The organism is Psychrobacillus antarcticus, from assembly GCF_029533155.1.
Lineage (GTDB): Bacteria > Bacillota > Bacilli > Bacillales_A > Planococcaceae > Psychrobacillus > Psychrobacillus antarcticus.
On the sequence record NZ_JAIZDB010000037.1, the window covers coordinates 25,604 to 48,446 of the forward strand.

At 36.4% G+C, this 22,843-nt stretch carries 23 protein-coding genes; 8 read left to right on the top strand and 15 right to left on the bottom strand.

Going from position 1 to position 22,843, the window contains the following annotated elements; translation table 11 throughout:
* The first annotated feature begins 11 nt into the window (after positions 1 to 11).
* The 6 genes from LDK52_RS16845 (at position 12) to LDK52_RS16870 (ending at position 3,197) form a co-directional block, all read left to right on the top strand.
* Positions 12 to 437, top strand: a complete 426-nt coding sequence (locus LDK52_RS16845) for an HIT family protein (protein WP_277587100.1) — start codon at positions 12 to 14, stop codon at positions 435 to 437.
* Positions 438 to 557: 120 nt separating this feature from the next.
* Complete coding sequence (locus tag LDK52_RS16850) at positions 558 to 1,082, top strand: tryptophan transporter (protein WP_277587101.1); 525 nt, start codon at positions 558 to 560, stop codon at positions 1,080 to 1,082.
* Between the two features lie 112 nt (positions 1,083 to 1,194).
* Complete coding sequence (locus LDK52_RS16855) at positions 1,195 to 1,566, top strand: YtxH domain-containing protein (protein ID WP_277587102.1); 372 nt, start codon at positions 1,195 to 1,197, stop codon at positions 1,564 to 1,566.
* A gap of 180 nt (positions 1,567 to 1,746) precedes the next feature.
* Entirely contained in the window at positions 1,747 to 2,289 is a 543-nt protein-coding gene (locus tag LDK52_RS16860) for an HTH-type transcriptional regulator Hpr (RefSeq protein WP_277587103.1), read from the top strand.
* A gap of 106 nt (positions 2,290 to 2,395) precedes the next feature.
* Entirely contained in the window at positions 2,396 to 2,941 is a 546-nt protein-coding gene (locus LDK52_RS16865; RefSeq protein ID WP_277587104.1) for a DUF3267 domain-containing protein, read from the top strand.
* Positions 2,942 to 3,011: 70 nt separating this feature from the next.
* A complete protein-coding gene (locus tag LDK52_RS16870) occupies positions 3,012 to 3,197 on the top strand; it encodes a hypothetical protein (RefSeq protein ID WP_277587105.1) in 186 nt (61 codons plus the stop codon).
* Between the two features lie 114 nt (positions 3,198 to 3,311).
* Here the strand turns inward: LDK52_RS16870 and LDK52_RS16875 are convergent, their stop codons facing one another.
* Positions 3,312 to 3,422, bottom strand: coding sequence for a YjcZ family sporulation protein (locus LDK52_RS16875; protein ID WP_277587106.1), 111 nt, complete (start codon positions 3,420 to 3,422; stop codon positions 3,312 to 3,314).
* Positions 3,423 to 3,561: 139 nt separating this feature from the next.
* On the opposite strand from LDK52_RS16875, the gene LDK52_RS16880 reads away from it, so the two are divergent.
* Positions 3,562 to 4,509 (top strand): peptidylprolyl isomerase, encoded by a 948-nt coding sequence (locus LDK52_RS16880; protein ID WP_277587107.1) that lies wholly within the window; start codon positions 3,562 to 3,564, stop codon positions 4,507 to 4,509.
* A 115-nt stretch (positions 4,510 to 4,624) separates the two neighbouring features.
* Here LDK52_RS16880 and yhaM read toward each other — a convergent pair whose 3' ends face one another.
* From yhaM to LDK52_RS16905, 5 genes are all read right to left on the bottom strand, one after another.
* On the bottom strand, positions 4,625 to 5,563 hold the full coding sequence (yhaM, locus tag LDK52_RS16885; RefSeq protein ID WP_277587108.1) for a 3'-5' exoribonuclease YhaM: 939 nt from the start codon (positions 5,561 to 5,563) through the stop codon (positions 4,625 to 4,627).
* Entirely contained in the window at positions 5,560 to 8,274 is a 2,715-nt protein-coding gene (locus LDK52_RS16890; RefSeq protein ID WP_277587109.1) for an ATP-binding protein, read from the bottom strand. Before LDK52_RS16890 ends, yhaM begins: the two co-directional genes overlap by 4 nt.
* The gene (locus tag LDK52_RS16895) at positions 8,271 to 9,482 is read right to left on the bottom strand and encodes a metallophosphoesterase family protein (RefSeq protein ID WP_277587110.1); all 1,212 of its coding nucleotides are present in this window, start codon (positions 9,480 to 9,482) and stop codon (positions 8,271 to 8,273) included. Before LDK52_RS16895 ends, LDK52_RS16890 begins: the two co-directional genes overlap by 4 nt.
* Before the next feature lie 97 nt (positions 9,483 to 9,579).
* Positions 9,580 to 9,891 carry a DUF2178 domain-containing protein gene (locus LDK52_RS16900; protein ID WP_277587111.1) on the bottom strand — a complete coding sequence of 104 codons (312 nt, stop codon included), beginning with the start codon at positions 9,889 to 9,891 and terminating at the stop codon, positions 9,580 to 9,582.
* A complete protein-coding gene (locus LDK52_RS16905; RefSeq protein ID WP_277587112.1) occupies positions 9,884 to 10,093 on the bottom strand; it encodes a helix-turn-helix transcriptional regulator in 210 nt (69 codons plus the stop codon). Before LDK52_RS16905 ends, LDK52_RS16900 begins: the two co-directional genes overlap by 8 nt.
* 139 nt (positions 10,094 to 10,232) lie before the next feature.
* Between LDK52_RS16905 and LDK52_RS16910 the strand changes: the two genes are divergently transcribed.
* Entirely contained in the window at positions 10,233 to 10,418 is a 186-nt protein-coding gene (locus LDK52_RS16910; protein ID WP_277587113.1) for a YhzD family protein, read from the top strand.
* Between the two features lie 1,743 nt (positions 10,419 to 12,161).
* On the opposite strand, the gene LDK52_RS16915 is transcribed toward LDK52_RS16910, so the two are convergent.
* From LDK52_RS16915 to LDK52_RS16955, 9 genes are all read right to left on the bottom strand, one after another.
* Entirely contained in the window at positions 12,162 to 13,052 is an 891-nt protein-coding gene (locus LDK52_RS16915) for a peptidylprolyl isomerase (RefSeq protein ID WP_277587114.1), read from the bottom strand.
* A gap of 174 nt (positions 13,053 to 13,226) precedes the next feature.
* A complete protein-coding gene (locus tag LDK52_RS16920) occupies positions 13,227 to 14,486 on the bottom strand; it encodes a HAMP domain-containing sensor histidine kinase (RefSeq protein WP_277587115.1) in 1,260 nt (419 codons plus the stop codon).
* A 136-nt stretch (positions 14,487 to 14,622) separates the two neighbouring features.
* A complete protein-coding gene (locus LDK52_RS16925) occupies positions 14,623 to 15,303 on the bottom strand; it encodes a response regulator transcription factor (protein WP_277587116.1) in 681 nt (226 codons plus the stop codon).
* A 212-nt stretch (positions 15,304 to 15,515) separates the two neighbouring features.
* Positions 15,516 to 17,813: a carbohydrate-binding domain-containing protein gene (locus LDK52_RS16930; RefSeq protein ID WP_277587117.1), complete on the bottom strand. Its 2,298-nt coding sequence runs from the start codon at positions 17,811 to 17,813 to the stop codon at positions 15,516 to 15,518.
* Positions 17,814 to 17,864: 51 nt separating this feature from the next.
* Entirely contained in the window at positions 17,865 to 18,551 is a 687-nt protein-coding gene (locus LDK52_RS16935; protein ID WP_277587118.1) for a DUF4956 domain-containing protein, read from the bottom strand.
* Between the two features lie 16 nt (positions 18,552 to 18,567).
* On the bottom strand, positions 18,568 to 19,269 hold the full coding sequence (locus LDK52_RS16940; RefSeq protein WP_277587119.1) for a polyphosphate polymerase domain-containing protein: 702 nt from the start codon (positions 19,267 to 19,269) through the stop codon (positions 18,568 to 18,570).
* Positions 19,270 to 19,504: 235 nt separating this feature from the next.
* Complete coding sequence (locus LDK52_RS16945; RefSeq protein ID WP_407081832.1) at positions 19,505 to 20,284, bottom strand: enoyl-CoA hydratase; 780 nt, start codon at positions 20,282 to 20,284, stop codon at positions 19,505 to 19,507.
* Positions 20,285 to 21,273: 989 nt separating this feature from the next.
* Entirely contained in the window at positions 21,274 to 21,618 is a 345-nt protein-coding gene (locus LDK52_RS16950) for a YlbF family regulator (protein ID WP_277587121.1), read from the bottom strand.
* A 19-nt stretch (positions 21,619 to 21,637) separates the two neighbouring features.
* Positions 21,638 to 22,780, bottom strand: coding sequence for a DUF445 domain-containing protein (locus tag LDK52_RS16955; protein WP_320415372.1), 1,143 nt, complete (start codon positions 22,778 to 22,780; stop codon positions 21,638 to 21,640).
* Between the last annotated feature and the right edge of the window lie 63 nt (positions 22,781 to 22,843).

Genomic DNA, 22,843 nt, shown 5'->3' on the forward strand with positions numbered 1-22,843 from the left:
GAGGGGAAATTATGAGTGATTGTATTTTTTGTAAAATAATTGATGGTTCTATCCCAAGCGCGAAAATCTATGAAGATGAGCATGTATATGCTTTCATGGATATAATGCCACTAACAAAAGGGCACACGCTAATCATTCCAAAAAATCACAAAGAGGACGTCTATGATTTAACAGAAGATGAAGCTAGTAACTTATTTAAGGTTGTTCCGAAAATCGCTAGCGCACTGAAAGAAAGCTTTGGTCCAGTGGGCATGAACCTATTAAATAATAATGGTGCTCCTGCAGGGCAAAGCGTGTTCCATTTCCATTTACACTTTATCCCACGCTACGATCAAACGGACGGCTTCCGCCCAACTTGGATGACAAAAGAGAAAACATTTACCCCAGAGATCATACAAAACTTAGCACAAGAATTATATGAGAAATTAAAGAAGTAACTCTTGCTTTTTTTACGAACAACAAGTAAAATCATATTTAAGTTTCTTGCTAACGATCAAGAGGATACGTTAGAGGAAAACAACAAACAGAGCGTAGAATAGTTGAGGAGAGATGAGAAAATGAATACGAAGAATTTAGTTTTAATGTCCCTATTGGTAGGTGTTGGAGCAGTACTTTACATTATTATTCCAGGCATAAATGGTGGGATGAAGCCAGACTTCATGCTTACGATGATGTTCATAGGTATCCTATTATTCCCTAATGTAAAAAGCAGTTTCTTGCTTGGTATTTCAACAGGAGTTATTTCTGGATTGTTTTCTACTTTTCCAGGAGGTTTCGTTCCAAATATCATTGATAAAGCAGTAACAGCATTTGTTTTCTTAGGACTTGTTTTATTGTTAAATAAATTAGCCAATAAAGTGGCTGTTGGAGTAGTTCTGACGGCAATAGGAACATTAGTATCAGGTACAGTTTTCCTATCATCTGCTATTTTTGTATTCGGTGCAGGTGCAATTTTCCAGGAATTATTCGTACTTGTAGTTCTACCAGCAATTGCTATCAATGCAATAGCATTCTTTATCATCTATCCGATTATCGGAAAATTGATCAAACGTACTAGTTTTGACACAGCACTTTCGGCATAAATATAAACTATTTGCTTTCCTTTTCGAAGGAAAGCTTTTTTTGTATAAAATAATATGTTTTAATAGTCATAAGGTAAGGAATAATACATTATAAGCAAAGGAGTGATTTATGATGAAACTAGCACCATTATTTTACGGAATTACAACAGGTCTACTAGTTGGGGCTTCTACTGTACTTATGACCACTCCAAAATCTGGTATGGAAGTTCGATCTTCCTTAAAGTCTTCCTCCAACGATTTTCGAGACAAGCTCTTAGACATAAAGCTTCAGTTAGCAGATGTAAAAAGTTCAATAAACAACTTAACAAATTCCTCAAAAGAAGTAATTCCAAGTGCAATTGAAGATATTAAGTCTAGTCTTGCACAATGGAAAAATGAAACTGCGCCTATACAAGCCCTGCTTCAAGCAGAAATTTCATCTATTCAAGAAGCAATGGCAGAATTAGAAAAAAAATTACCAAAGAAAAAAGAAGTAGCAGTCTAATTATAGAGGAGGATATATCCCAATTAGGGGTATATCCTCTTTTTTCTTAATAGACAAATTATGAATCACTTTAAGGCTTTTTTACTATAAATAGAATAATATTTTTATAACCTATATTCACATACATACTTTCTTGCTATAATATTCGAAAGATATAATTTGAGGAAAGAAGGGGTTAATATGAGAGATCAATTTTATACGAGGAAAGAAGCAATGCTATACAGCCAGCGGATTGCACAACTATCTAAAGCACTTTGGAAAGCAGTAGAAAAAGATTGGCAATCATGGATAAAACCTTATGACTTAAATATTAATGAACATCATATTTTATGGATATCATATCACCTACAAGGAGCAACTATTTCTGATATAGCAAAATTCGGAGTAATGCATGTCTCAACTGCATTTAATTTTTCTAAAAAATTGGAAGAACGTGGATTACTTTCTTTCTCTAAAAGGGATACAGATAAGCGTAATACGTATGTCGATGTGACAAATAAGGGGAAGGTACTATTAGAAGAGATGTATGAAACTTACTACGATACTCCGCATGCAGTGTTGGAAGGGTCTCTTCCTATTAAAGAGTTATATGGGAAATTTCCAGATTTCATGGATGTAACGGCTGTTATTCGCAATATTTATGGAGATGATTTCATGGATATCTTCGAAAGATCTTTAAAAGATCTTGAGGATTCATTCATTTTTAAAGGGAATAATGGATAGGTTGAAAACCGTTAATAATTCTTATCAAATAAAGGGTTGCTTTTTATGATTAAATGGATTATCTTATGTATCTAATTCAAATTTAAATATATAGGAGATGCATACCGTGCACTGCTGGAAAACAATTAATGTGAGAAAACAATATGGTTTAGGTAGACTATTTTTACTATCAACTTTAGTAGTGATGATGGTGTTTTCATTTGCATATGCCTTATTAGGAATTATTAATAATTCTCATAAATCGGACGATTACTTTTTGATATTCATGCTTGCGGTTTTAGGTGTTTATCCACTTCATAAATTATTTCACTTTATCCCAATGTTTAGTCATAGAGATAAAATAAAATTCATAGTCATTAACCAATTTAAATTTATCCCTATTTTACATTTACGTATAATAGAGCCCATTCAAAAGAGTAGATTCCTCTTTATTTTATTAGCTCCTTTTATATTCGTTAATGTATTACTAGTTATAGGTGCTTTAGCAATTCCTAGTTTTGCTCACTACTTCACTATTTTGTTTGCTTATCATTGTGGCATTTGCTTAATCGATTTGGTCTACGTAAAGCATCTAAGTAAATCACCAAAGTCGGCCTTCATCGAGGAAACTGATGCTGGCTACGAGATTTTAATAGCGGAACCAAACTATTAACAATATGTAACACTTGTATATCCCCCTCATTGTTTGTTATGCTTAGTTAGTATATGAAGGGAGTCTAGACATGATTATATTCACGTTAGTTCTATTCTCAGCATTTTATTTGCTACAAATTAACCGAATGACATATGCTTTAATAATGTCAAAAGATATTCCGGAAGAGAAACATCCGAAGATTTTTCGCACGATCAATATATTGATAACGATTCTTCTTGTTTCCTTTTATGTTGAGCTAGTTTATACAGTTTAAGAGAAAAAAAGTGGACCCAAATCATATATATGATAGGGTCATTTCTTTTTTTCACACTACCAATTAAGGGAAACTAAGATCGTTTTTAAAGCGATCTTAGTTTCTCTTTTTAAATTAGTAGATAAACGCTGCGCCTACAATGATCAATAAAATAAATAAAACAACGATCAATGCAAATCCAGAGCCGCTGCTGTATCCTCCGCCACCGTTATATTGTCCGCTCATTTAAAACACCTCCTTTTCCATGTATCCTATGCGGTATTTTAAATGTTCGGTAGGCAAATGTAAGGGAACTATTTTTGTTTTTATGTCGTTTATGTTATAGTAACTACTGCAACACATAGAAGTTAGGAGAGAATATTTCATGAAAAAAACATTATTAACATTAACACTTGCAGCATCAGTTCTTGCTTTAGGAGCTTGTAGTGAGGATTCAGCGAAAAACAGCGAAGTTATTGCTACATCTAAAGTCGGAGATATTACACAGAATGATTTGTATGAAGAGATGAAATCATCTATCGGCGATCAAGCATTCCAATTGCTAATGATTGAAAAAGTACTTTCAGATAAGTATAAAGTGACTAAAGAGGAAGTAAACACTCAATTAGCAGCTGATAAAGAGCAGTATGGCGAAAGCTTTGAGGCAATGATTGCTCAACAAGGCTATACAGAAGAATCATATAAAAAATTCTTAGAACTAAACCTATTGCAAGAAAAAGCTTTAATCGAAGATGTTAAAGTAACAGAAGACGAAATTAAAGCTGAATATGAAAATACGAAAAATGAAATTAATGCTCGTCACGTATTGGTAGCAGACGAAGAAACAGCGAAGAAAGTCAAAGCTGAATTAGAGTCAGGTAAAGACTTTGCAGAAGTTGCAAAAGAATACTCTACTGAAGAAGCAGCTCAAACAACTGGTGGAGAATTAGGTTGGTTTGGTAAAGGCCAAATGGTTGCAGAATTCGAAGAAGTAGCTTTTGGTTTAAAGAAAAATGTAATATCGGATCCAGTTAAATCTAGCTTTGGTTTCCACGTTATTGAGGTAACAGATACTCGTACAACGGAAAAATCATATAAAGATAAAAAAGCTGAAATTGAAAAACAATTGAAGTTAGAAAAAGCTGATCAAACACAACTTTTACCAAAAGTAGCTAAAATGATGAAAGATGCTAAAATCGATATTAAAGATAAAGACTTAAAAACATCATTAGATCAATTATTAGCAGCAGCTGAAGAACAAGCACCAGCTAAAGACGCTGAGGCAACTGAAGATACTGAAGCAGATACGAAAGCTACTGAGGATGAAAAATAAGTAAGACAAGCATAACGGTTGGTCGTGACTTCGGTCATGATCAACTTTTTTTAGTTAATGAGGTTCAATACAATAAAAAAAGCGTAAAGGTTTCGTCGCCTTTACGCTTTTTCGTTTACTCAAATGTTGGCTTATAAAATGAACGGTTTTCCAGTGGGAACAATCGCTCGGAAAATTCACCTGGGTTTGTTTTGTCTAGTGCACGATTCAACATATTCATTTTCGCATCAATATTATCGATATAATGCAACATCTCAGCTTCCCGAAGGGCAGGACGTTTTGGGCTACCCCACTCTTCTTTACCATGATGAGACAGCACCATATGTTGGAGAAGCATAACCTCTTCGCCTTCGATTTCTAACTCTTCTGCAGCTTTAGAAATTTCATTTACCATTATTGTAATATGCCCAAGTAAATTACCTTCTATCGTGTATGTGGTTGCTACAGGTCCTGAAAGCTCTATAACTTTTCCTATGTCATGTAAGATGATTCCAGCATATAAAAGGTCTTTGTTTAACGTTGGATACAGATCGCACAAAGCTTTTCCTAGCTTTAACATAGACACAACATGGTCTATTAAGCCTGACGCATAATCATGATGGTTTTTAGTGGCTGCTGGGAACGTCATAAATGATGTCTGATGTTTTTTCATTAAATGTCTAGTAACGCGCTGTATTAATGGATTTTTCATTTCAAAGAAATATTGTAAAAGCTCTTCCATCAATTCTTCTTTTGGTTTATCTGAAGATGGAACTAAGTCCTGTATCGAGATGGGCTCTTCTGTTTTTACTGGGCGAATACTTTTTACACGTAATTGGAACTTTCCACGATAATCTTGTATTTCCCCTCCAACACGAACAATTTGACTAGCACCGTAAAGTTTTTCATGATCATCATTTGTATCCCAAAGTTTTGCTTCAATATCTCCGCTCTTATCTTGCAATATTAATGACATAAATGGTTTTCCAACGGTCGTTACACCTTTTGTTGATTGTTTTATAAGCAAGTAATGATCAACTGGATCGCCTACTCGTAATTGTGTAATACCTTTCATTTCCCAATCCCTACCTTTCTGGGTAATAATGTTGCTACTTGTATGACTGATGCATCTTCCCATACATATCGCATATTGTCATGACATGTAAAATACAGTAGTTGGTGTTCTTTTTGTAACTCTGCCACTAATTGTACCACTTGTTGCAGTCTGACACGATCGAAATGTACAAATGGATCATCCATGATAATTGGAAAAGGTGCTTTGCACTGTAATGAAACAGCTAGGGCAATACGCAAGGAAATATATGCCTGCTCTTTAGTGGCTTGGCTGAGCTCCGCTATTTTAAAGCGCTGTCCAGATGATTTCACAGCTTCAAAGCTTCCTCCTGGTGATAATATCATTTGTTCATATGAGTTGTTTGTAAGTAGCTGAAAATACCGCTGTGCATTTTCTAGTACTTCTGGAAGTCGCTCCTCTTTTAACTGCTTCATCATCTGTTTAATCGATTCCACGACTATTTTTTGAGCAGCCCATTTTTTCACAAGTTCATGTAGTTCTGCTTTTTTCTGTTCGAGTAATTGCAATTGTTCACTTTGCACTTCATCTTCTACTAGTTTCTTTGTTTGATAGGATAAAGATGCTTTTTCATCATTGTATACATTCCTCTGTTGTTGTAAGTGAAGTTGCTTGTCCTTACACTCGTCCTCAAATACATCATCAAAATCGTCCAAATTTATTTGTTTTCCGGCTATTTGCAAGTGAAGGTGGTGTAATTCCTTTTCAAGCTCCACTTTTTGTTCATAGATAGAATATGCCTTATAATAATTGCTTTCCAGATCTACATTTGCCTCACGATACAAAATGTGGATTTGTTCGGTATAAGATTGTTGAAGTAATGATAGCTCCTGAAGTTTATTTTGGAGATCAGATAGCTTCGTTTCCTTATACTGTTGGTCTTCTGACTTTTTCTTTTCATTTAAGTAGAGCTCTCTTAATTGGTGAAATAGCATATCTTCCAAAAGATTTATAGGAGCTTTCTCCGCCGCTTGTTTGAACAACTCCTGTATTCGCAAACGTACTTCATAGAGCTTTGTCTCCATTTGATCCAGCTCAATTTGCTGTTCTTGAATAATGCGCAGACGCTTAAATAGTTCAGGCAATAGACTTGGTGATAATTGTTCACTTATATGATAGCTATTTAAAAAGTCGTTTACTTGTTTTGAAATAGCTGTCTTGTTACTTTCTAACTCACCTATTTCTTGCTTCAATATAGAAATAGCTTGTTGTAATGACTCGTGTTCCTTTTTCAATAAATCGGCATATGTTTGAACATCATTTGATTGGTTCCATGTATTCATCATCAGAGTAAAACCTGCATATACAATTCCACTAATGACAATAGCTGTAAGGGCAACCATCCAATTCGATTGAGTAATCCCAATGATAAGTCCGACTAGAACTATTGTTGCAATAATGCAGAACATTATGTTATTCGCCTTTTGGCTGGAGGAGGATTTATTTACTCGTTTGGACTCAGTCAGTCTTTGCTGTTGTCCTAGGAGATCCTGTTCCTTCATCTGTAATAATCGTTTTTCCTGTTGTAGCTCTTGCTCTAAGTTTTTTTCTGTTTGAAGAATCGTAACTAGTTTGTCCTCTTGTTGTATTGAAACATCAGCTTGGACTATATGCGACAAGCTTTTTTCCCAGTCTACTCCAACTAAAGCTAGCTGTTGCATTTGGCTTTGTAGTGTTTTACTTTGTTCCTCTTCTATTTGTATTCGTTTGGAACGAAGCTGATGCCATTCCGCTTCTCGATTTAGATAGGATAGTAATTCCTCTAGTTGTTGCGTTGTTAAGCTAGTTGCATCAATTGTTAAAGAATCCAACTCTTTTTTCAACTGTTCCATTTCTATTTGATTACGATTCAATTTGTCTTTTATTAGCTCAAATCGACGGATGCCATCTGAGGGGAAAAGTTGGTGTTTTACTAAGTCTAGCTCCTGATTTAATGTGGATTCTTTTTCTTTTAATGGTTTCAGTTGTTTCCATTCTAAATAACGTTGTAACTGTATAGAAATATCTTTCTCTTGTTGATCTAGTTCCACCACAATTGTTTCAAGCTCGTTAAGACGTCTAATGGATGGTTCATATTTCTCTACTTCCTCTAGCTGATGCTTGTAGGTAGTTTCTAATTCACGTAGCTCTTCTATTTTTTGATTGATAAGAGGCTTCCTACCAGTGGGCTTAAATAGCTCGCCCATATCTTTTATAAATTGATTTTCGACGACCGCTAATGTATCCATCCCAGTCGTTCCAGAAGATAATAACGTTCTCGTTAGCTCCTCTTCTGTCATTTTCTCGAAGCCCTGTAGCTGAAGCAATGAAAAAGAGAAAATAGCTTCAAAATCTGCGCGGGAATACGAGTGTAGTAGACTCGTCAGCTCCCTTTCCCCTCCACGACTACCGTCTGAATAATATACCGTAACTTCTCCACTTGCTTTTCCTTTAACTCGTTCAATTGTTACGGGCTGACCTTGGTCATCAATAAGGTGAATTTTACCTCCGTATGTAGCATTACTTTTAGGCTCATAGCGAAGTAACTGCGCATTTCTTTGCGGAAATCCAAATAAAATATGCAGGATGAACTGTTGGATTGTAGTCTTTCCTGCTTCGTTTTCACCGAAGACCACGTTTATACCGTTATTCAAATCGATTTCAACATTCTCATGCTTTCCAAAGCCATATATATGAAGCTTTACAAGTTTCAATCGATACTCCCCCTTGGCGTGGCATTTGAAACTACCAATTTTGCTTCTTTTAGGACTTCTTCGATAAAGTCTTGGTTAATGGGCTGTAAATATCTACTCCCCTTAGGATGCTGATAAAGTTCCTTTAAAGCGAGCTTCCATTCCGAAGTATCCCAATCATTTAAAGCAGATAGCAGCAAAGTAGTTTCTGTGCTCTGCTCAATTGGAAATTCTATATGTAATTCTTTTATTATTAAAAAGTTGTTTGCTTGTTCTAGACTCTCCTGAATCAATAATAGCCATTCATCTTTATTAGTCGACTGTAATAGTTCAATGGTTTCCTCTGTTATTGCATTTATTGTTAGAACAATGATCGCTTTTCCATTTTTTTGACTGTAGCTTATCAATTCATTTTCAATATATGTGATTAATTCATTCGCATGGATCATACCAACACACTCTATGAAAAGCTCGTCATAAATAAAAGCAGCTGAGGGGACAAATTGGAGCTCTGCTTTATTGTTAACTAGCGAAACTTCGTAAAATCCTTTTACGCCTCTTTCGTTACGATGCCTGCTTTGAGTATTTCCGGGATAAACAATTGGCGGGTCTGAATGGAGAATTTGGCGCTTATGTATATGACCGAGCGCCCAATATTGATAGCCTTTTTCTAGTAAATCATTTTTTCTAAATGGCGCGTACACATCATGCTCATTGTTTCCTTCTAAGCTACCATGAAGCATCCCAATATGTATATCATTGTGTTTTGCAATGGGATAGTGGCTATGCATAGGTTCTAAAATATGACGCTCCTTATAACTAAACCCTGTTATATTCACTTTTTCTTCACTTATAAGGAGTGTTTTAGTTTCTACTTTGTCACCGAATATATGAACGTTTTCAGGCAGCTGAAAACGAACCCAATTACCGCTTAAATGATCGTGATTTCCATGGCATATTAAAACTGGAATATTTTCTACATGCAGAGCTTCCATTCCTTTTTGAAATAAATACTGCGCACGAAGACTACGATTTTCCCCATCATAAATATCACCAACTATTAAAACGAAGTCTGGTTTACTTTCAACTGCGTAATTAATCATGTTTTGAAACGCTTGAAAAGTACTCTCCCGTATATCTTTCCAACGACTTTTAGGAATAGAGGAGATACCTTTAAAAGGGCTGTCCAAATGTAAATCTGCCACATGTAGAAAACTTATTCTTGCCATCCAGTACACCTCGTTCTAAAATAGAATATTTGTTCTTATTTTACCATAAAGAAAAGACTGTATACAACTAAATGTGTACAGTCTTCTACTCCCCTTCTTAGTTATCTTGATTCGCTACAAATGCTCCGATTGTATAGGAAAGCATATGAACGACCCAAAGACCGGTTAGTAAGAAAAAGGTCAGCCCAGGTCCCTCCATTATTATGACAATCATCCAGACAACTAAGATTGCAATAGTCGTCGCTATCCATGAATAGGATCGTGCTTTTTCATGAATTCTATTGTATCGTTCATCAAACCATCTCTTTTTCTTGCCGATTTTCCGATTGATCAAAAAAACTATACCTATTATTACAATTGCTAGTGGTAGCCCGATTAAAAATGTAAATAAATCAAATTTTTCATACATCTTTGTCTTCCTCCTCGTAAATGAATAAATCCTCAATCGTACATGTAAAAAGTCTGGATAACTTAAAAGCCAAATTAATCGATGGATTGTATTTTCCTTTTTCTAACGATATTATTGTTTGTCTGGATACATCTAGTTTTTCTGAAAGTTCGTCCTGTGTCATGCCAAATGCCATCCGTTTATCTCGAACGTAATTTTTCAACTTGCCCCTCCTTCTTGTAAAGTTAGCTTTACGTAAAGTTTACTTTACTTTATACCACATTGTCAAGCAAGCTTTACATTTAGTTTTCATAATTTTTTGTGTATAATATATAGTAGAATAATGAAGGGGTGTTTGACTCATGAAACCATACCGATTTACTGCATTTGAATCAACTGGGGAACTAATTTTAGAGGAAACTTGGAAGTATGAAAATGACGAAGAAGCAAAGCAAAAAGGTGAGGCTGTTATTGAAGAAAAAGGCTTTGCCAATAAAACTCATCGTTTGGTAAATAGCTCTGGGAAGCTAGTTTTATTTCATGTATAGAATGATAAGAAAAACCGGGCAGAAAAACGCCCGGTCTTCTAAAAAGAATAATGTAGATATGAAATTGATTTCCGCTCCGAGCGGACGCGTTCCGTGGGCACGGCTTCAGCCGCTTCCCTCGCTTACGCTCAGTCCAGGGTCTTCAGCTCGCGCTGTTCCCACTGGAGTCGCCGCTCTGCGCTCCAATCAATTAAATCCACTTTATATAAGCGGATAATTGGCTATAAAACCACTTAAATATACAATATAGATGTTTCATCTTAAAATATGTAAGGCTGAAAGGGACTCATATCAAAGAAAATCCACTTTCTACATTCTACGTTATAGCATAATATCTCTAATTCATCAGACTGTTTTATCCCTATATTAACTTTTATTTCTATTATCGTCTGAGCGAGAGGCTATGCTAAATCTTTAAGTACAGTACTACTCACTTAATTGATTGAAGTGAAGGGTGGCGACTTCTGCGGGATGAGTGAGACAGATGAGATATCACAGCGACGCGTGTGCTGTGGTGATAGCTCATCGCTCACCCCGCGAAGGCCAACAGGATGTTGGTCACGAAGGCGTTGCCACACGATGTGGCGCACTTAGCCTTTGTACCCCACCTGAAACGCAAATCAGTAGTATCATTCATGCATTAAAAGTCCTGTAAAAACAAAGTTCATGCTGTATTTTTATATACTTTCTTATCTTTTAAGAAAAACCGGACAGAAAACGCCAGGTCCTTTAGGATCTAAACCTGTTTCAACTGTTTTCGAAGGGCTTTGGACAGACTTATTGCTATATAATTACCGTTTGATTTTTTAAAGATGCTGGTCGTGATTGAAGTCACGACCAGCATCTTTTTTTCTCTAATATATGGCTATTGACAGTCCGTCGCCCTTCTACAACTTTTAGAAACGGGTTAGTTCATTTTTTGGGTAACTAGAGAAAAGATACTATCCTAATAATTGAGGATAGATGATGACAGTCTAAGTACGCGACATCTTGTCGCAACGACTGCCTGACCCGCGTCGTGCGGGCCTGAAGATGCAATTTCGTTCGCTATTTCGCTCCTTTATTTGGTAGACACTTACTATTTTTCCTAATTTCCACTAGTAAAAAAGAAAATCTACTATCTTCATCCATCCTTACACAATTTCATTCCTACATTCAACAGACGGTTTTATCCCCACATTAACTCGGACTACTCTTCTTATCTAAGCGAGAGTCTATGCTATATCTCCTAGTTGAGTACTACTCATTTAATTGATTGGAGTGAAAGTGGCGACTCCTGTGGGAACAGCAAATGTTTTCTGCACCGATAGCGAAGCGACAGGTGCACGAGCTGAAAGCCCCGCAGGAAAGACGTTGGTCAAACTTTATTTGACCAACGTCTTTGCGACGAGTAACCGCAGGAGCATATGTTTTCGTAGTGACGAGGAGATTGAAGCCGTGCCACGGAGGCCAACAGGATGTTGGTCACAAAGGCGTTGAGGCCCACAGGAGGTGGGTTATGCAATCGTTGCCGCAGGACGCGGCAAACTTAGATTGCCTTCCTTTTACGACGTGGCGTTCCTATCCTTTGTCCTCCACTGAAACGCAAATCAGTAGTATCAATCATTCTTAAAAGCCCTGTAAAACTGGTGTTCATGCTGTATTTTTATATACTTTCTTATCTTTTAAAAAGGACTTAGCCAGTTAGTGGCTAAGTCCTTTTTTGTTATTTTTCATCCTAGGTCCGATAGGCTTCAATAGTGCTCATTTTTTCGATAAGCTGTTATCTATTTCATATTCTGTAAACTTTTCAGTAAGCCAGCTAGAATATTCTTCATTAATGCGAATTTCTAGTAAATTATTATATACTTCTTCTTTCACATCTTCAAACACTGCTTCTTTTGCATCCTTTTTACCAGTTACTTTTATGATATGGAATCCATATTCTGATTCAACGGGCTCACTCACTTCATCTATATTCATTTTAAAGGCTACATTTTCAAACTCCTCTACCATTTCACCTGTTCCAAAGTATCCTAAACTCCCTCCATCAGTACTTGATGATGTATCTGTTGAATACTCTTTGGCAAGTTCTGCAAAATCACCACCGTCATTCAATTTAGTTTTCACTTCTTTTGCCGTAGCCTCATCTGCAACTAATATATGGCTCGCTTCCACTTGTTCTGTTTGTGCAAAGGTTGTCTTGTTTTCTTCGAAATAAGTGGTTAATTCTTCGTCTGAAATATCCACTACTTTTTCCATTACTTTCGTCTGTAATTGATGAGTAGAAATATCTTTTATCAGCGCTTCTTCTTCTACATTATTTGCTTCTAGGACACCCTCGTATTCCTCTTGACCACCATAAGATTCTATTAGCTCCGTCAACTCTGCTTGAATATCTTTCTCTGTAATAGTTATCCCTTCACTTTTAGCTTCCATTTCGAAAATTTTATTAGTGATTAAAGTGTCTAAGGCATCTGTACCATATTGTGTCATGAGAGTTTCTGTTAATTCTTCTTGAGAGATTTCTACCCCATTTACAGTTGCTACAGTTTCTTTAATAGTTTTGTCCTCCGCAGAACAACCAGCTAGTATTACTGTCAAAGCAATCGGTAACGCAAATATCTTTATTGATTTATAAAAAAGTAGATTCATCTGTATCTTCCTCTCATTATCATACTTTTACCTTTAGTTACACTTTAATCTTTCAATGTGTCAGTTAGATGTCAAAGTTTGTTTAGTAGAGGTACTTTTCTGCCACAGAGCCTAGGCAACGCAGATTCTTGGAAAAGTAAGTATGCAACAAAAAAAGAAGGTAACCGAATTTGGTTAACCTTCTTTTCGTATTAGCAATTCAAAACATGTACCCTCTTCTGTGCTCTCTATTAAATTCAAATTCCCTTTTATCGATTGTGCCATCATTTTACTGAGGGGTAATCCTAATCCAAGTCCCCGAATACCGTACTTTTTCTTTTCTCCTCTAAAGAACCGTTCGAATATGAAAGCTTGCTCTTCAGGTGGTATACCTGAGCCCGAATCTTTTACGATTACAGACACGTACGCTCCCTTTTCTGAAAGCGATATAGTTATTTCACCAATTCCTGAAATTGCTTGTTCGGCGTTTGTTAGTAAATTGGTCATTATTTGTTGTAAACGAACTAAATCTGCAGAAATTATTACTTTTTTATGAAGTAAATTTATTTTGGTCACTATGTCTGGTTGCTCCTGTACGGCTTTCCACTGTGCAATTAAATCCTTCATAAAGTTATCAATATCTAGCTGAGAGATATTCACTGGTACTGCATCTACCGCAAAGGAGTTGAATGCTAGTAAATCACCGACCATTGTTTTCATCTTGGTTGTTTCAACGAGGGCCATTCGGATAAATTGCTCCGCTTCTTGCCCAGTAACAACATCATCATTTACGGCTTGCAACAATCCACTAATCGATGTTACTGGTGTTTTCAGTTCATGGGTAACACCTGCTAATAATTCAGTTCTTGTTTTTTCTAATTGCTCCAACCTGCCAGCCATCTGTTTAAATGAAGAAACAAGTTCATACAATTCTTTTTCCTTAATATGATCCGATAAACTGATTTCATAGTTACCACTTTGTACTTGCTTAGCTGCTTCAGCTACTTGTTTTATCGGAAGAGCTAATCTTCTCGACAAAAAATATATAGCCCCCCAGCCGAATATGGCTAGTCCAACTATTAATATTGCTAGCTGACTATATTCTTGTTTTACCGTAGTTAATTTATCTTTTGACTCAACCATCATTACCCAACCCACAAGCTCATCATCTATCTCAATTTTCTTTTTTACTGCATAATACTTTTTGTTATTAACTGCGGAAGTGAATGTTTCAACTTCTTCTTTTCCATTTACTAATTGACTATATGCATTTCCATTTTCTTGTTCCAGTGGTAAATTGCTTGATATTACTTCTCCATCGGTATTGAGGATATACATTGTTGGGTTTATATGTTGAACCCGGAAACGATCTTCAGCAAAATTAGGTACTCTTTCACTTGGTGGGACTCCTGGAATACTAACATCCGTAATCCGATTCACCATCTCTTCAGCCATAAACTCCATCAGCTGTAGACGATTTTCGAGAGTTGAATGTCTTATCCATAATGCCGAAAAGAAAGAGATTATTAGCAGACCTATGAGTAAGGTAAATAAATATCGACTCGTCCAATACGATAACAGGGTGACTCTTTTATTTTTGATGAACATTAAATTGATACCCCAATCCACGTAACGTCCGAATTTCACCTTCGTCTTCTGACCAATTAGTGAGCGCTTTTCTCAGCCGTTTTATAGATAAATCAACTGCTCGATCACTGCCGTCGTAATCCCATCCCCATACATGTTCTATTAACTGATCTCTAGTAAATGTTTGGTTTGGTTTCTTGGCTAAAAAAAGTAATACCGACAAATCTCTAGGAGTTAGTAATATTTCATTTTCATCTAATTTTACTGAATGACCTTTAAAATCTATATGAAGCTTACCAAAAGTGAGGGTTGATGATTTTTCATTAGATACTCTTCTCAATACTGCCTTCACTCTTGCGACAACTTCATCTGCAATAAAGGGTTTAGCAATATAGTCATCTGCACCTTCGTCAAATCCTTCTAAGCGATAGTTTACGTCTCCTAATGCAGTTAGCATGATGACTGGGCAACTACCAAGCAAACGAATTTCTTTTAAAATTGCCCAACCGTTTTTTCCAGGAAGCATTATATCTAAAAGTACTAGGTCAGGGCCTGCCTTTTCAAATACCTCTATTGCTTCATCACCAGTGTAGCACTGCACAACTTCATAATTTTGCTTAGTTAAATATGCTTTCAATACTTGGCTAATGGCAAATTCATCTTCTACTATTAATATTTTTTTCATCTGTCCATCACACCCTTTAACTGATATTACTTAATTTCTTACATTATACCACCGTTTTATGTCAGATAAATGTCGACTGGAATCTTGCTGAATTTTATAGCTTAAATGTTTAAAAAACAGCCCTAAAACCGATATTTTCGATTTTGTAGGCTGTTTTCTAATGGAAACTTATTTTGTTAATAACAACTTATCATATTTAATAATATATTGAACTATTCGTTGGAAGTATCTTCATTGTTTTCTGGTTGTTGCTGCTCTTGAGGTCTTCCAAAGCCACCTCCGCCTCCACCTGGCATATTACCTCCCATTCCTCCACCCATCATTGATGAGCTGGCTTCTGTCACTCCACTACTATTTAAGTAAGTCATGACTGTTGTAGGTGAATAGGTCACACTATCTGTTGGAGCTGTTGTCTTTGCATTTGTATAGACCCCGTCTATAACTTCACCAGTTATAGTTCCCCCATGACTGATAGTTGACTCTACATTTAGCTCTAAATCTGGAGAACTAATAACGATCATTTGATACATTTTTTCCGGTGCTACTGTGATAATTTGCTCACCATCCGCATTTGTCACAGTAACTGGTGTATTAGCTTCAAGTGTCTCATCAAATGTCATCATTATCGTGTTTTGTGTAGATTCATCAGATACACCTAAAGGCATTCCTGCACTACCAGAAGCTATTAATGTTCCACCTTCCATTTTAAATGTTCCATCATAATCTAATGTACCATTCATCATCTCCGTTGGACCATAAACGATAGCAGTACCACCCGTCATTGTAATATTCGTATTAGAGTCTAATCCATCACCATCTGCATCGACATATAGATAGCCCCCAGAAATCGTAAGCTGACCATCCTCGGTTGCCGTATCGTCTTCTTCTAATTCCTCAGTTTCCGTAGTTGTGGAGGCTTGATCAAAGGCCCCAAACATTTCATTCATACTACTTCCACCGCTTACATTGACTCCATCGTCTGCTGCTTTTAGATGAACGGTCCCGTCAGAAATCTCTATATTAGTCCCTTCAATACCCTCTAGGCTTTTTAAGATTGTAATATCACCACCGGCAATAAATACATTACCATCTGCATGTATACCATCATCACCCGTTGAAAGAGTTTCTTCTCCACCCTGAATAGTTAAATCTCCATTACTATGCAGTGCATCATCCACTGCATCGACCGTAACAGTACCACCTACGATATTTAAATTTTTTCCTGCTTTTATTCCTTTTTGACTTGTAGTCTCATCAACAGAAGCATTGGCGGTATTATTCTCTGTATCTTTTTCTACTGGAGCTTTTTGTTCTTTATTTTGCTGTTCTTCTGGCGGAGTCTTTTGTCCTGTACTTTCCCCTGGCATTTGTCCGTCTTTCGGTTGACGGTCCATACCTCCACCACCTGGTGGCGTCATGGATTCAAAAGTTGTTGTTAAATATGCTCGAATTTCAGTTGTTGTCATGCCCTCGATTTCAGTAGAAATATCAATTGGGAAATTCATATTCTCCATATTCTCAACAAATGCTTCTACTTCCTCATCTGTCATTGAACTGAAATCCATACTCATTCCTGCACCCATTTCTGGCATTTCGCCTGGGCCATTTCCTCCGCCCATTCCCATGTCTGACTCAGAAGAAGTGACGGTTTCTGGACTACCATCTCCAGTTTTTATGGAGAATTCACCATCAACTACGATAATTTCTTTTTCAGCTTGTAAACCATCGCCTTGCGCTTTCACATTTAAATAGCCGCTTTCGAGAACTATATTGCCTCGAGCTGCATCCCCATCATTTGATGATTTTACACCATCGCCACCCGCAGTTATATTAACTGTAGCATTAGACAAAGCAAACACATCGCGACCGACAACACCATCATCAATTGCTGTTACATTAATAGTCCCACCTGTAACGATCAAGTCATCACGGCTTGTTATTCCGTCTTTGTACTGACCATTAACAGTCAACATACCAGTACCATTAATGACTAAATCATCCTTACTAAAAATAGCTGCTCCAACTTCCTGATTTGCATCGTTCTCATAGACATAAGCAGTTGCGTCTGTAAAGTTATTTTCGGTTCCTTCTTCAAGCGAGATAATCGTTTTATTTGATTGCTCTATATTAATTGCTGCGTTAGTAGATGAGGTAATCTCTACACCATTCAATATTAAGCGTACATTTCCCGTATCCTCCGTATTTACTTTAATCTGGCCAGCAGAGAGTGCTCCTTCCAGTACATAAGTACCTGATGAATGAATCTCTACATTTTGTCCATTAATAATAACACCACCGGAGCCGTCAAAAGTCGTTGCCTCATCATCTAATGTTATTTTTGTAAAAGCATCTCCTTCCCAGGCAGTATAATAATCTTCTGAATCATAATCTACATATGAAGATATTAATGCTTCCGTATCCATTGTTGTCTCTGTACTACTCTTTTCACTACAACCGCCAACAATTAAAATTGCCGAAAAAGCTAATGATATTGTTCCTTTTTTCCTCATACTACTACCTCCTATAAAAGAAAGGTCTGTAAATTTACAGACCTTTTCTCCTTATGCTGTAAAGTTTCCATCATAACTTAGCATTACTGCCGAAGACACACCTTTTACATGTGAAATATCGGAAACAATTTTTGTATCATTTTCTTTCACACGTATTTCATATGTTACTTCCGTTTCATAATCTAAAATATGGGACTTCGATTTTAATGCATATTTCTTCGTTGAACTTTTTAATAATTGGTCAATAGCATCTGCTGCTTCACCGTTAGCAAATTTCACAACTAATAAGTATGGATTTTCTATTACAATTTTATTGGCAAATACGATAATAACTAAACTTATTAAGACTGTGCCAACTATTCCCAACACGACAAAACCTGCCCCACATAAAATCCCTACAATTACTGACCAAAATAAGTAGACTAAATCCATCGGATCCTTAATCGGCGTACGGAAACGAACGATAGATAACGCCCCTACCATACCGAGTGATAATAGAACATTTTGACTGATACCCATTATAACTAGCGCTGTCGCCATTGTCATAATCATTAATGAAATATTAAATGTATGTGAGTAAATTACACCATTAAACGTTTTCTTATAAACTATATAAATAACTACCCCTAACAGGAATGCTGAAATAAGACCTATTAGTGAATCTGTTAAAGAAAATGAAGCTGTTTTTTCTATAAAACTTGATTTGAAAATATCTGTAAAAGTTGTTGAAGTTGCCATTTCTAAATCCTCCTAATTATATATACATTCGACTTAATTGATATTTGGAATACGCTTCATGTGTTGTATTAATACCTTGTAGCATCATTTTCACCATGTCTGGTAAGTACTCGTCATACTTCACTTCTAAGATGACCTCTGTCGGCTCGAGTACATCAACCATGGGTAGATTTTTGTTGAACATATCTGTATTGCGCAAGCTTGACTGCACTTTGCTATCAAATGTTACTCTGACATTTCCGTACAAATAAACATAAGCCTCTCTCTCATAATCCACTACTGACATGGGCTTAATTAAGTTCATTTTCATTTCTAAGTACAAGTCACAAATTAATGATCGATTGTCTTTTTCCATCCATAAAATATCCCCGACACGAATTTTTTCAAATTCTAAACGTGTCATATTACACTTAGATTTAAAAGTTAAATTATTACGCTTACTTTTCCGTTCAAGATTTATAATCTCTTCGTTGTTCCCATAAATACGGACACGATATTTATCTCTAGTTAAATACCCTTCCTTTTTCTCGTTCATGACTTTGTTTTCAAAGTTATCAAAGTAGCACGAACGAATGGTATATTTTCCAGTGGGACCAGCATGTGTATCTAAATGCATCACATATTTCATTTTATTTTTTAGTAACATATAATCTATATATGTGATGCCATATTTCAGTTCTTGTCGCCCCTTCGGATTAAATGATGTTTGAATAGGCATTATTACACTCCTTTTTATATTTAATGTGCTTCGCAAAAATATCAACTAACTTGCTGATAAATCTACTTTAACTTTTAAATAAGTCAGCAATACGTCAAGCAAATAAATTTGAATTTTTGTTATAAGTATAAAAAGAGGATGGAAGTGACTAATGTCGCTTCCATCCTCTTTTGTTGTTAATAAAATATGTAATCATATAAAAAGGAGGATCAACTAAATGATCCTCCTTTTAAATTTATCTACCCTTAAACTCAGGTTTTCTTTTTTCAACAAATGCTTTAATGCCCTCTAAATGATCTTCGGTTCTTCGCATTGCGGATTGCGTAACAGCTTCTTTTTCTAACACAGTTTGTAATTCATTTAGTTTGGTTGCGTGTAAGATTTCTTTTGATGCAATCATTGCAGCAATTGGTGATTGAATTAGTTTTTGTGCATAAGATGCCGCAGTTGCTGAACCTAAACCATCGGAAGTAACTTCATCCACAAGTCCGATTTTCTGTGCTTCTTTTCCGGAGAAAAGCTGCCCGCTCCACATAAGCTGTTTCGCTTTTGGAATCCCTACTCTTTCTTTTAAGAAGAAATGGCCTCCACCGTCTGGAACTAGCCCAATTCCGATAAAATTCATAGCGAGCTTGCTATTTTCCTCAGCTATGATAATATCGCACCCTAACACTATACTAAAACCTAATCCAGCAGCAGCACCGTGAACTGATGCAATCGTAATCTGCGGTAACTTATATAAAGTTGTAGCAATTCTTGTAAGATACGTCATCGCCTCGTCAATGTCTAAAGGATTCTCTTTATCTAGCATTGCTTTAATGTCTCCACCAGCGGAAAATGCTCGCCCTTCCCCTTTTATAACTAACACTTGAACTGATTTGTCTGTTTGCAGAGATTCTAGACTTTCAGCCAGTTCTCTCATCATTACTCCATTCATCGAGTTCATCGCTTCTGGACGATTCAATGTTAAAGTCGCAATACGACCTTCTTTTTCTAACAATAAAGTATTATACATATACATTCCCCTTTATAAGTGAATAGTCATTCATTCTTTTATTACATTCGTCATAACGTTTTAAAATCCTTCTTTAAAAGTGTTTTTGTTAAACTTTTTAAGCTATTATATCCTTTATAGTGGGAAGAATGGGACCCTGTGTAGAGTTTTTACTTGCGGTACCGGGCTGTTTACTCGCTCTGCTTCTCTGTTTACTTGCGCCTAATGGTCAATTACTTGCGAAACGGGATATTTATCCATTTAAATTAACTAAGAAAAACCGGGCAAAATACGCCCGGTACTTTAGGATCTAAACCCGTTTCTACTGTTTTCGAAGGGCTTTGGACAGACTTATTGCTATATAATTACCGTTTGATTTTTTAAAGATGCTGGTCGTGACTGAAGTCACGACCAGCATCTTTTTTTCTCGGTAATCTTATGGCTATTGACTGTCCGTCGCCCTTCTACAACTTCTAGAAACGGGTTAGTTCATTTTTTGGGTAACTAGAGAAAAGATACTATCCTAATAATAGAGGAAGCTCACGAAGATGCAATTTCGTTCGCTATTTCGCTTCTTTATTGGGCAGACACTTACTATTTTTCTTTTTTTCCACTAGTAAAAAAGGAAATCTACTATCTTCATTCTTCCTTACACAATTTCATTCTCAAATTCAACAGACGGTTTTATCCCTACATTAACTCGGACTACTCTTCTAATATAAGCGAGAGTCTATGCAATATCTCCTAGTTGAGTACTACTCACTTAATTGATTGGAGTGCAGGGTGGCGACTCCTGTGGGAACAGCACGAGCTGAAAGCCCCGCAGGAACGTAGTGACGAGGAGATTGAAGCCGTGCCCACGGAACGCGTCCACCTGAAACGGAAATCAGCAGTATTATTCATTCTTTCAAGTCCCATGAATCCAGTGTACACGGTACATTTTTGTATACTTTCTTATCTTTCAAAAAAGAACCTCTCCTAAAATAGGAAAAGTTCTTTTCATTTATTTATTAGATACCTTCATAAAGTTCTTGAACTGGCTTAATAAGCACGCGATTTACTTCTTCAATTAGTTGGCTTAGAGCCATTTCTGCTTGAAGCATATGGAATATCTTTTCGTTTCCTTGCGCAAGCTGAGCCGTTTTTTGTGCATACTCGATTTCTTCTCCAGAAATTTCTTCTCCATTCATTTGCTTCTCTTGAAGAGACATTTGAACTTTACGGAAACTTTGAAATAAAGCTAGAGCTTGTTCATCAGCTTTTACAGATTCGACTGCTGTCTGTACATTGGAGAACTCGTCTGTTTGACGTAGTGTTTTTTCTAGTTTGTTAATGTCATCATAAATGTTAATCATGTTTGTAAGCTCCTTTAGTTTAAGTAGTAAAGAATACGATCAACCCTTGAATAATACCGATAAGTCCACCAAGAACCCCACCTAGAATGGTAATCATTTTGAACTCTCTTTTCGAAATACCAAGGACAATCTCCTCTAAGCGAGATACTGGGAAACTATCTACTTGCTCTTTTACCATATCTTCTAATTTCATTTTACGCAAGACTTCTTCCAGCTTTGTTTCTGCTTCCTGGAATGCAAATGTCGTCACTTTTGGTATAAGATATGACTCTGTCCAACTAGATGCTTCTGGAAAATAATGTGTGAAGCTATAATTTAATTTTTCTTCAATTGCTAATTGTTCTGTCAAATATACTTTTACATTTTTAATAATCGGGTCAAAGTCAAAACCGTCCATCATTTCATTGAGCGGGCGATCCTTTAATTTCTCCCATTCATTTCGAACAATTTTCTCAAGCATACCTTTTGTTCCTGGTGCTCTTAGGAATTTTAATATTTCGGGTTGAACTTTTCCAGCAAGTGATGATGATTCACCCATGAACATTTGAATCATATTGCCGAGCGTCCCTTTTGTAGAAAGGAAGTCATCAATAAGATTTTTCACGGTCATCTTGCCTTCTTCCGATTCGAAGAAATCTTCACCCTTTAGTAAAATGTACGAAACAATTTCTCCAACTTTGGTATCCGCTTTTTGTTGCCAATCAATTGGCGCAAGCTGACGTATACTTTCTTGTTCGAATCTAGTTTTTAATTGACTAAATTGAACATCTACCTGTTCTTCTATCTTATGATTTACAATAGTTGGCACGTTTTCTAGTCCAGCAAGTTGCAACCAATCTTTTATCGTTTTGTCCGATTGAAAGACTTTTTCATTCAGTTGCTCTGTTAAGAAGTGATTTGCTTTATTTTTCATTTCTTCGTTGAAATATTTTTTCTTGAAAATATCAGGCGTCAACAGATGTTGGATAACAGTATTTCCTAATTGCTTTGCCAGTTCATCACGTCTTTTAGGGATTAAGCCTGGTGTGAACGGGATGCGCCACGACCCTATATATTTTGCCTCATGAGGTCTGAATAGCATTTGAATAGCCAAGTGATTAGTTACCGCTCCAATTGCTGCTCCGACCACTGCCATGAATGTGATTGTCCATATAAAATTCATCAATTTCACCTTTTTCCTCTAGCTTCTAGATTATTATAGCAGAGGTTAGGCAAACACTAAAAG

Excerpts from the sequence above, each read along its gene's own strand:
- LDK52_RS16845 (WP_277587100.1), top strand. The coding sequence starts at position 12 with ATGAGTGATTGTATTTTTTGTAAAATAATTGATGGTTCTATCCCAAGC.
- LDK52_RS16850 (WP_277587101.1), top strand. The coding sequence starts at position 558 with ATGAATACGAAGAATTTAGTTTTAATGTCCCTATTGGTAGGTGTTGGA.
- LDK52_RS16855 (WP_277587102.1), top strand. The coding sequence starts at position 1,195 with ATGAAACTAGCACCATTATTTTACGGAATTACAACAGGTCTACTAGTT.
- LDK52_RS16860 (WP_277587103.1), top strand. The coding sequence starts at position 1,747 with ATGAGAGATCAATTTTATACGAGGAAAGAAGCAATGCTATACAGCCAG.
- LDK52_RS16870 (WP_277587105.1), top strand. The coding sequence starts at position 3,012 with ATGATTATATTCACGTTAGTTCTATTCTCAGCATTTTATTTGCTACAA.
- LDK52_RS16875 (WP_277587106.1), bottom strand. The coding sequence starts at position 3,422 with ATGAGCGGACAATATAACGGTGGCGGAGGATACAGCAGCGGCTCTGGA.
- LDK52_RS16880 (WP_277587107.1), top strand. The coding sequence starts at position 3,562 with ATGAAAAAAACATTATTAACATTAACACTTGCAGCATCAGTTCTTGCT.
- yhaM (WP_277587108.1), bottom strand. The coding sequence starts at position 5,563 with ATGAAAGGTATTACACAATTACGAGTAGGCGATCCAGTTGATCATTAC.
- LDK52_RS16895 (WP_277587110.1), bottom strand. The coding sequence starts at position 9,482 with ATGGCAAGAATAAGTTTTCTACATGTGGCAGATTTACATTTGGACAGC.
- LDK52_RS16900 (WP_277587111.1), bottom strand. The coding sequence starts at position 9,891 with ATGTATGAAAAATTTGATTTATTTACATTTTTAATCGGGCTACCACTA.
- LDK52_RS16910 (WP_277587113.1), top strand. The coding sequence starts at position 10,233 with ATGAAACCATACCGATTTACTGCATTTGAATCAACTGGGGAACTAATT.
- LDK52_RS16915 (WP_277587114.1), bottom strand. The coding sequence starts at position 13,052 with ATGAATCTACTTTTTTATAAATCAATAAAGATATTTGCGTTACCGATT.
- LDK52_RS16920 (WP_277587115.1), bottom strand. The coding sequence starts at position 14,486 with ATGGCTGAAGAGATGGTGAATCGGATTACGGATGTTAGTATTCCAGGA.
- LDK52_RS16925 (WP_277587116.1), bottom strand. The coding sequence starts at position 15,303 with ATGAAAAAAATATTAATAGTAGAAGATGAATTTGCCATTAGCCAAGTA.
- LDK52_RS16930 (WP_277587117.1), bottom strand. The coding sequence starts at position 17,813 with ATGAGGAAAAAAGGAACAATATCATTAGCTTTTTCGGCAATTTTAATT.
- LDK52_RS16935 (WP_277587118.1), bottom strand. The coding sequence starts at position 18,551 with ATGGCAACTTCAACAACTTTTACAGATATTTTCAAATCAAGTTTTATA.
- LDK52_RS16940 (WP_277587119.1), bottom strand. The coding sequence starts at position 19,269 with ATGCCTATTCAAACATCATTTAATCCGAAGGGGCGACAAGAACTGAAA.
- LDK52_RS16945 (WP_407081832.1), bottom strand. The coding sequence starts at position 20,284 with ATGTATAATACTTTATTGTTAGAAAAAGAAGGTCGTATTGCGACTTTA.
- LDK52_RS16950 (WP_277587121.1), bottom strand. The coding sequence starts at position 21,618 with ATGATTAACATTTATGATGACATTAACAAACTAGAAAAAACACTACGT.
- LDK52_RS16955 (WP_320415372.1), bottom strand. The coding sequence starts at position 22,780 with ATGAATTTTATATGGACAATCACATTCATGGCAGTGGTCGGAGCAGCA.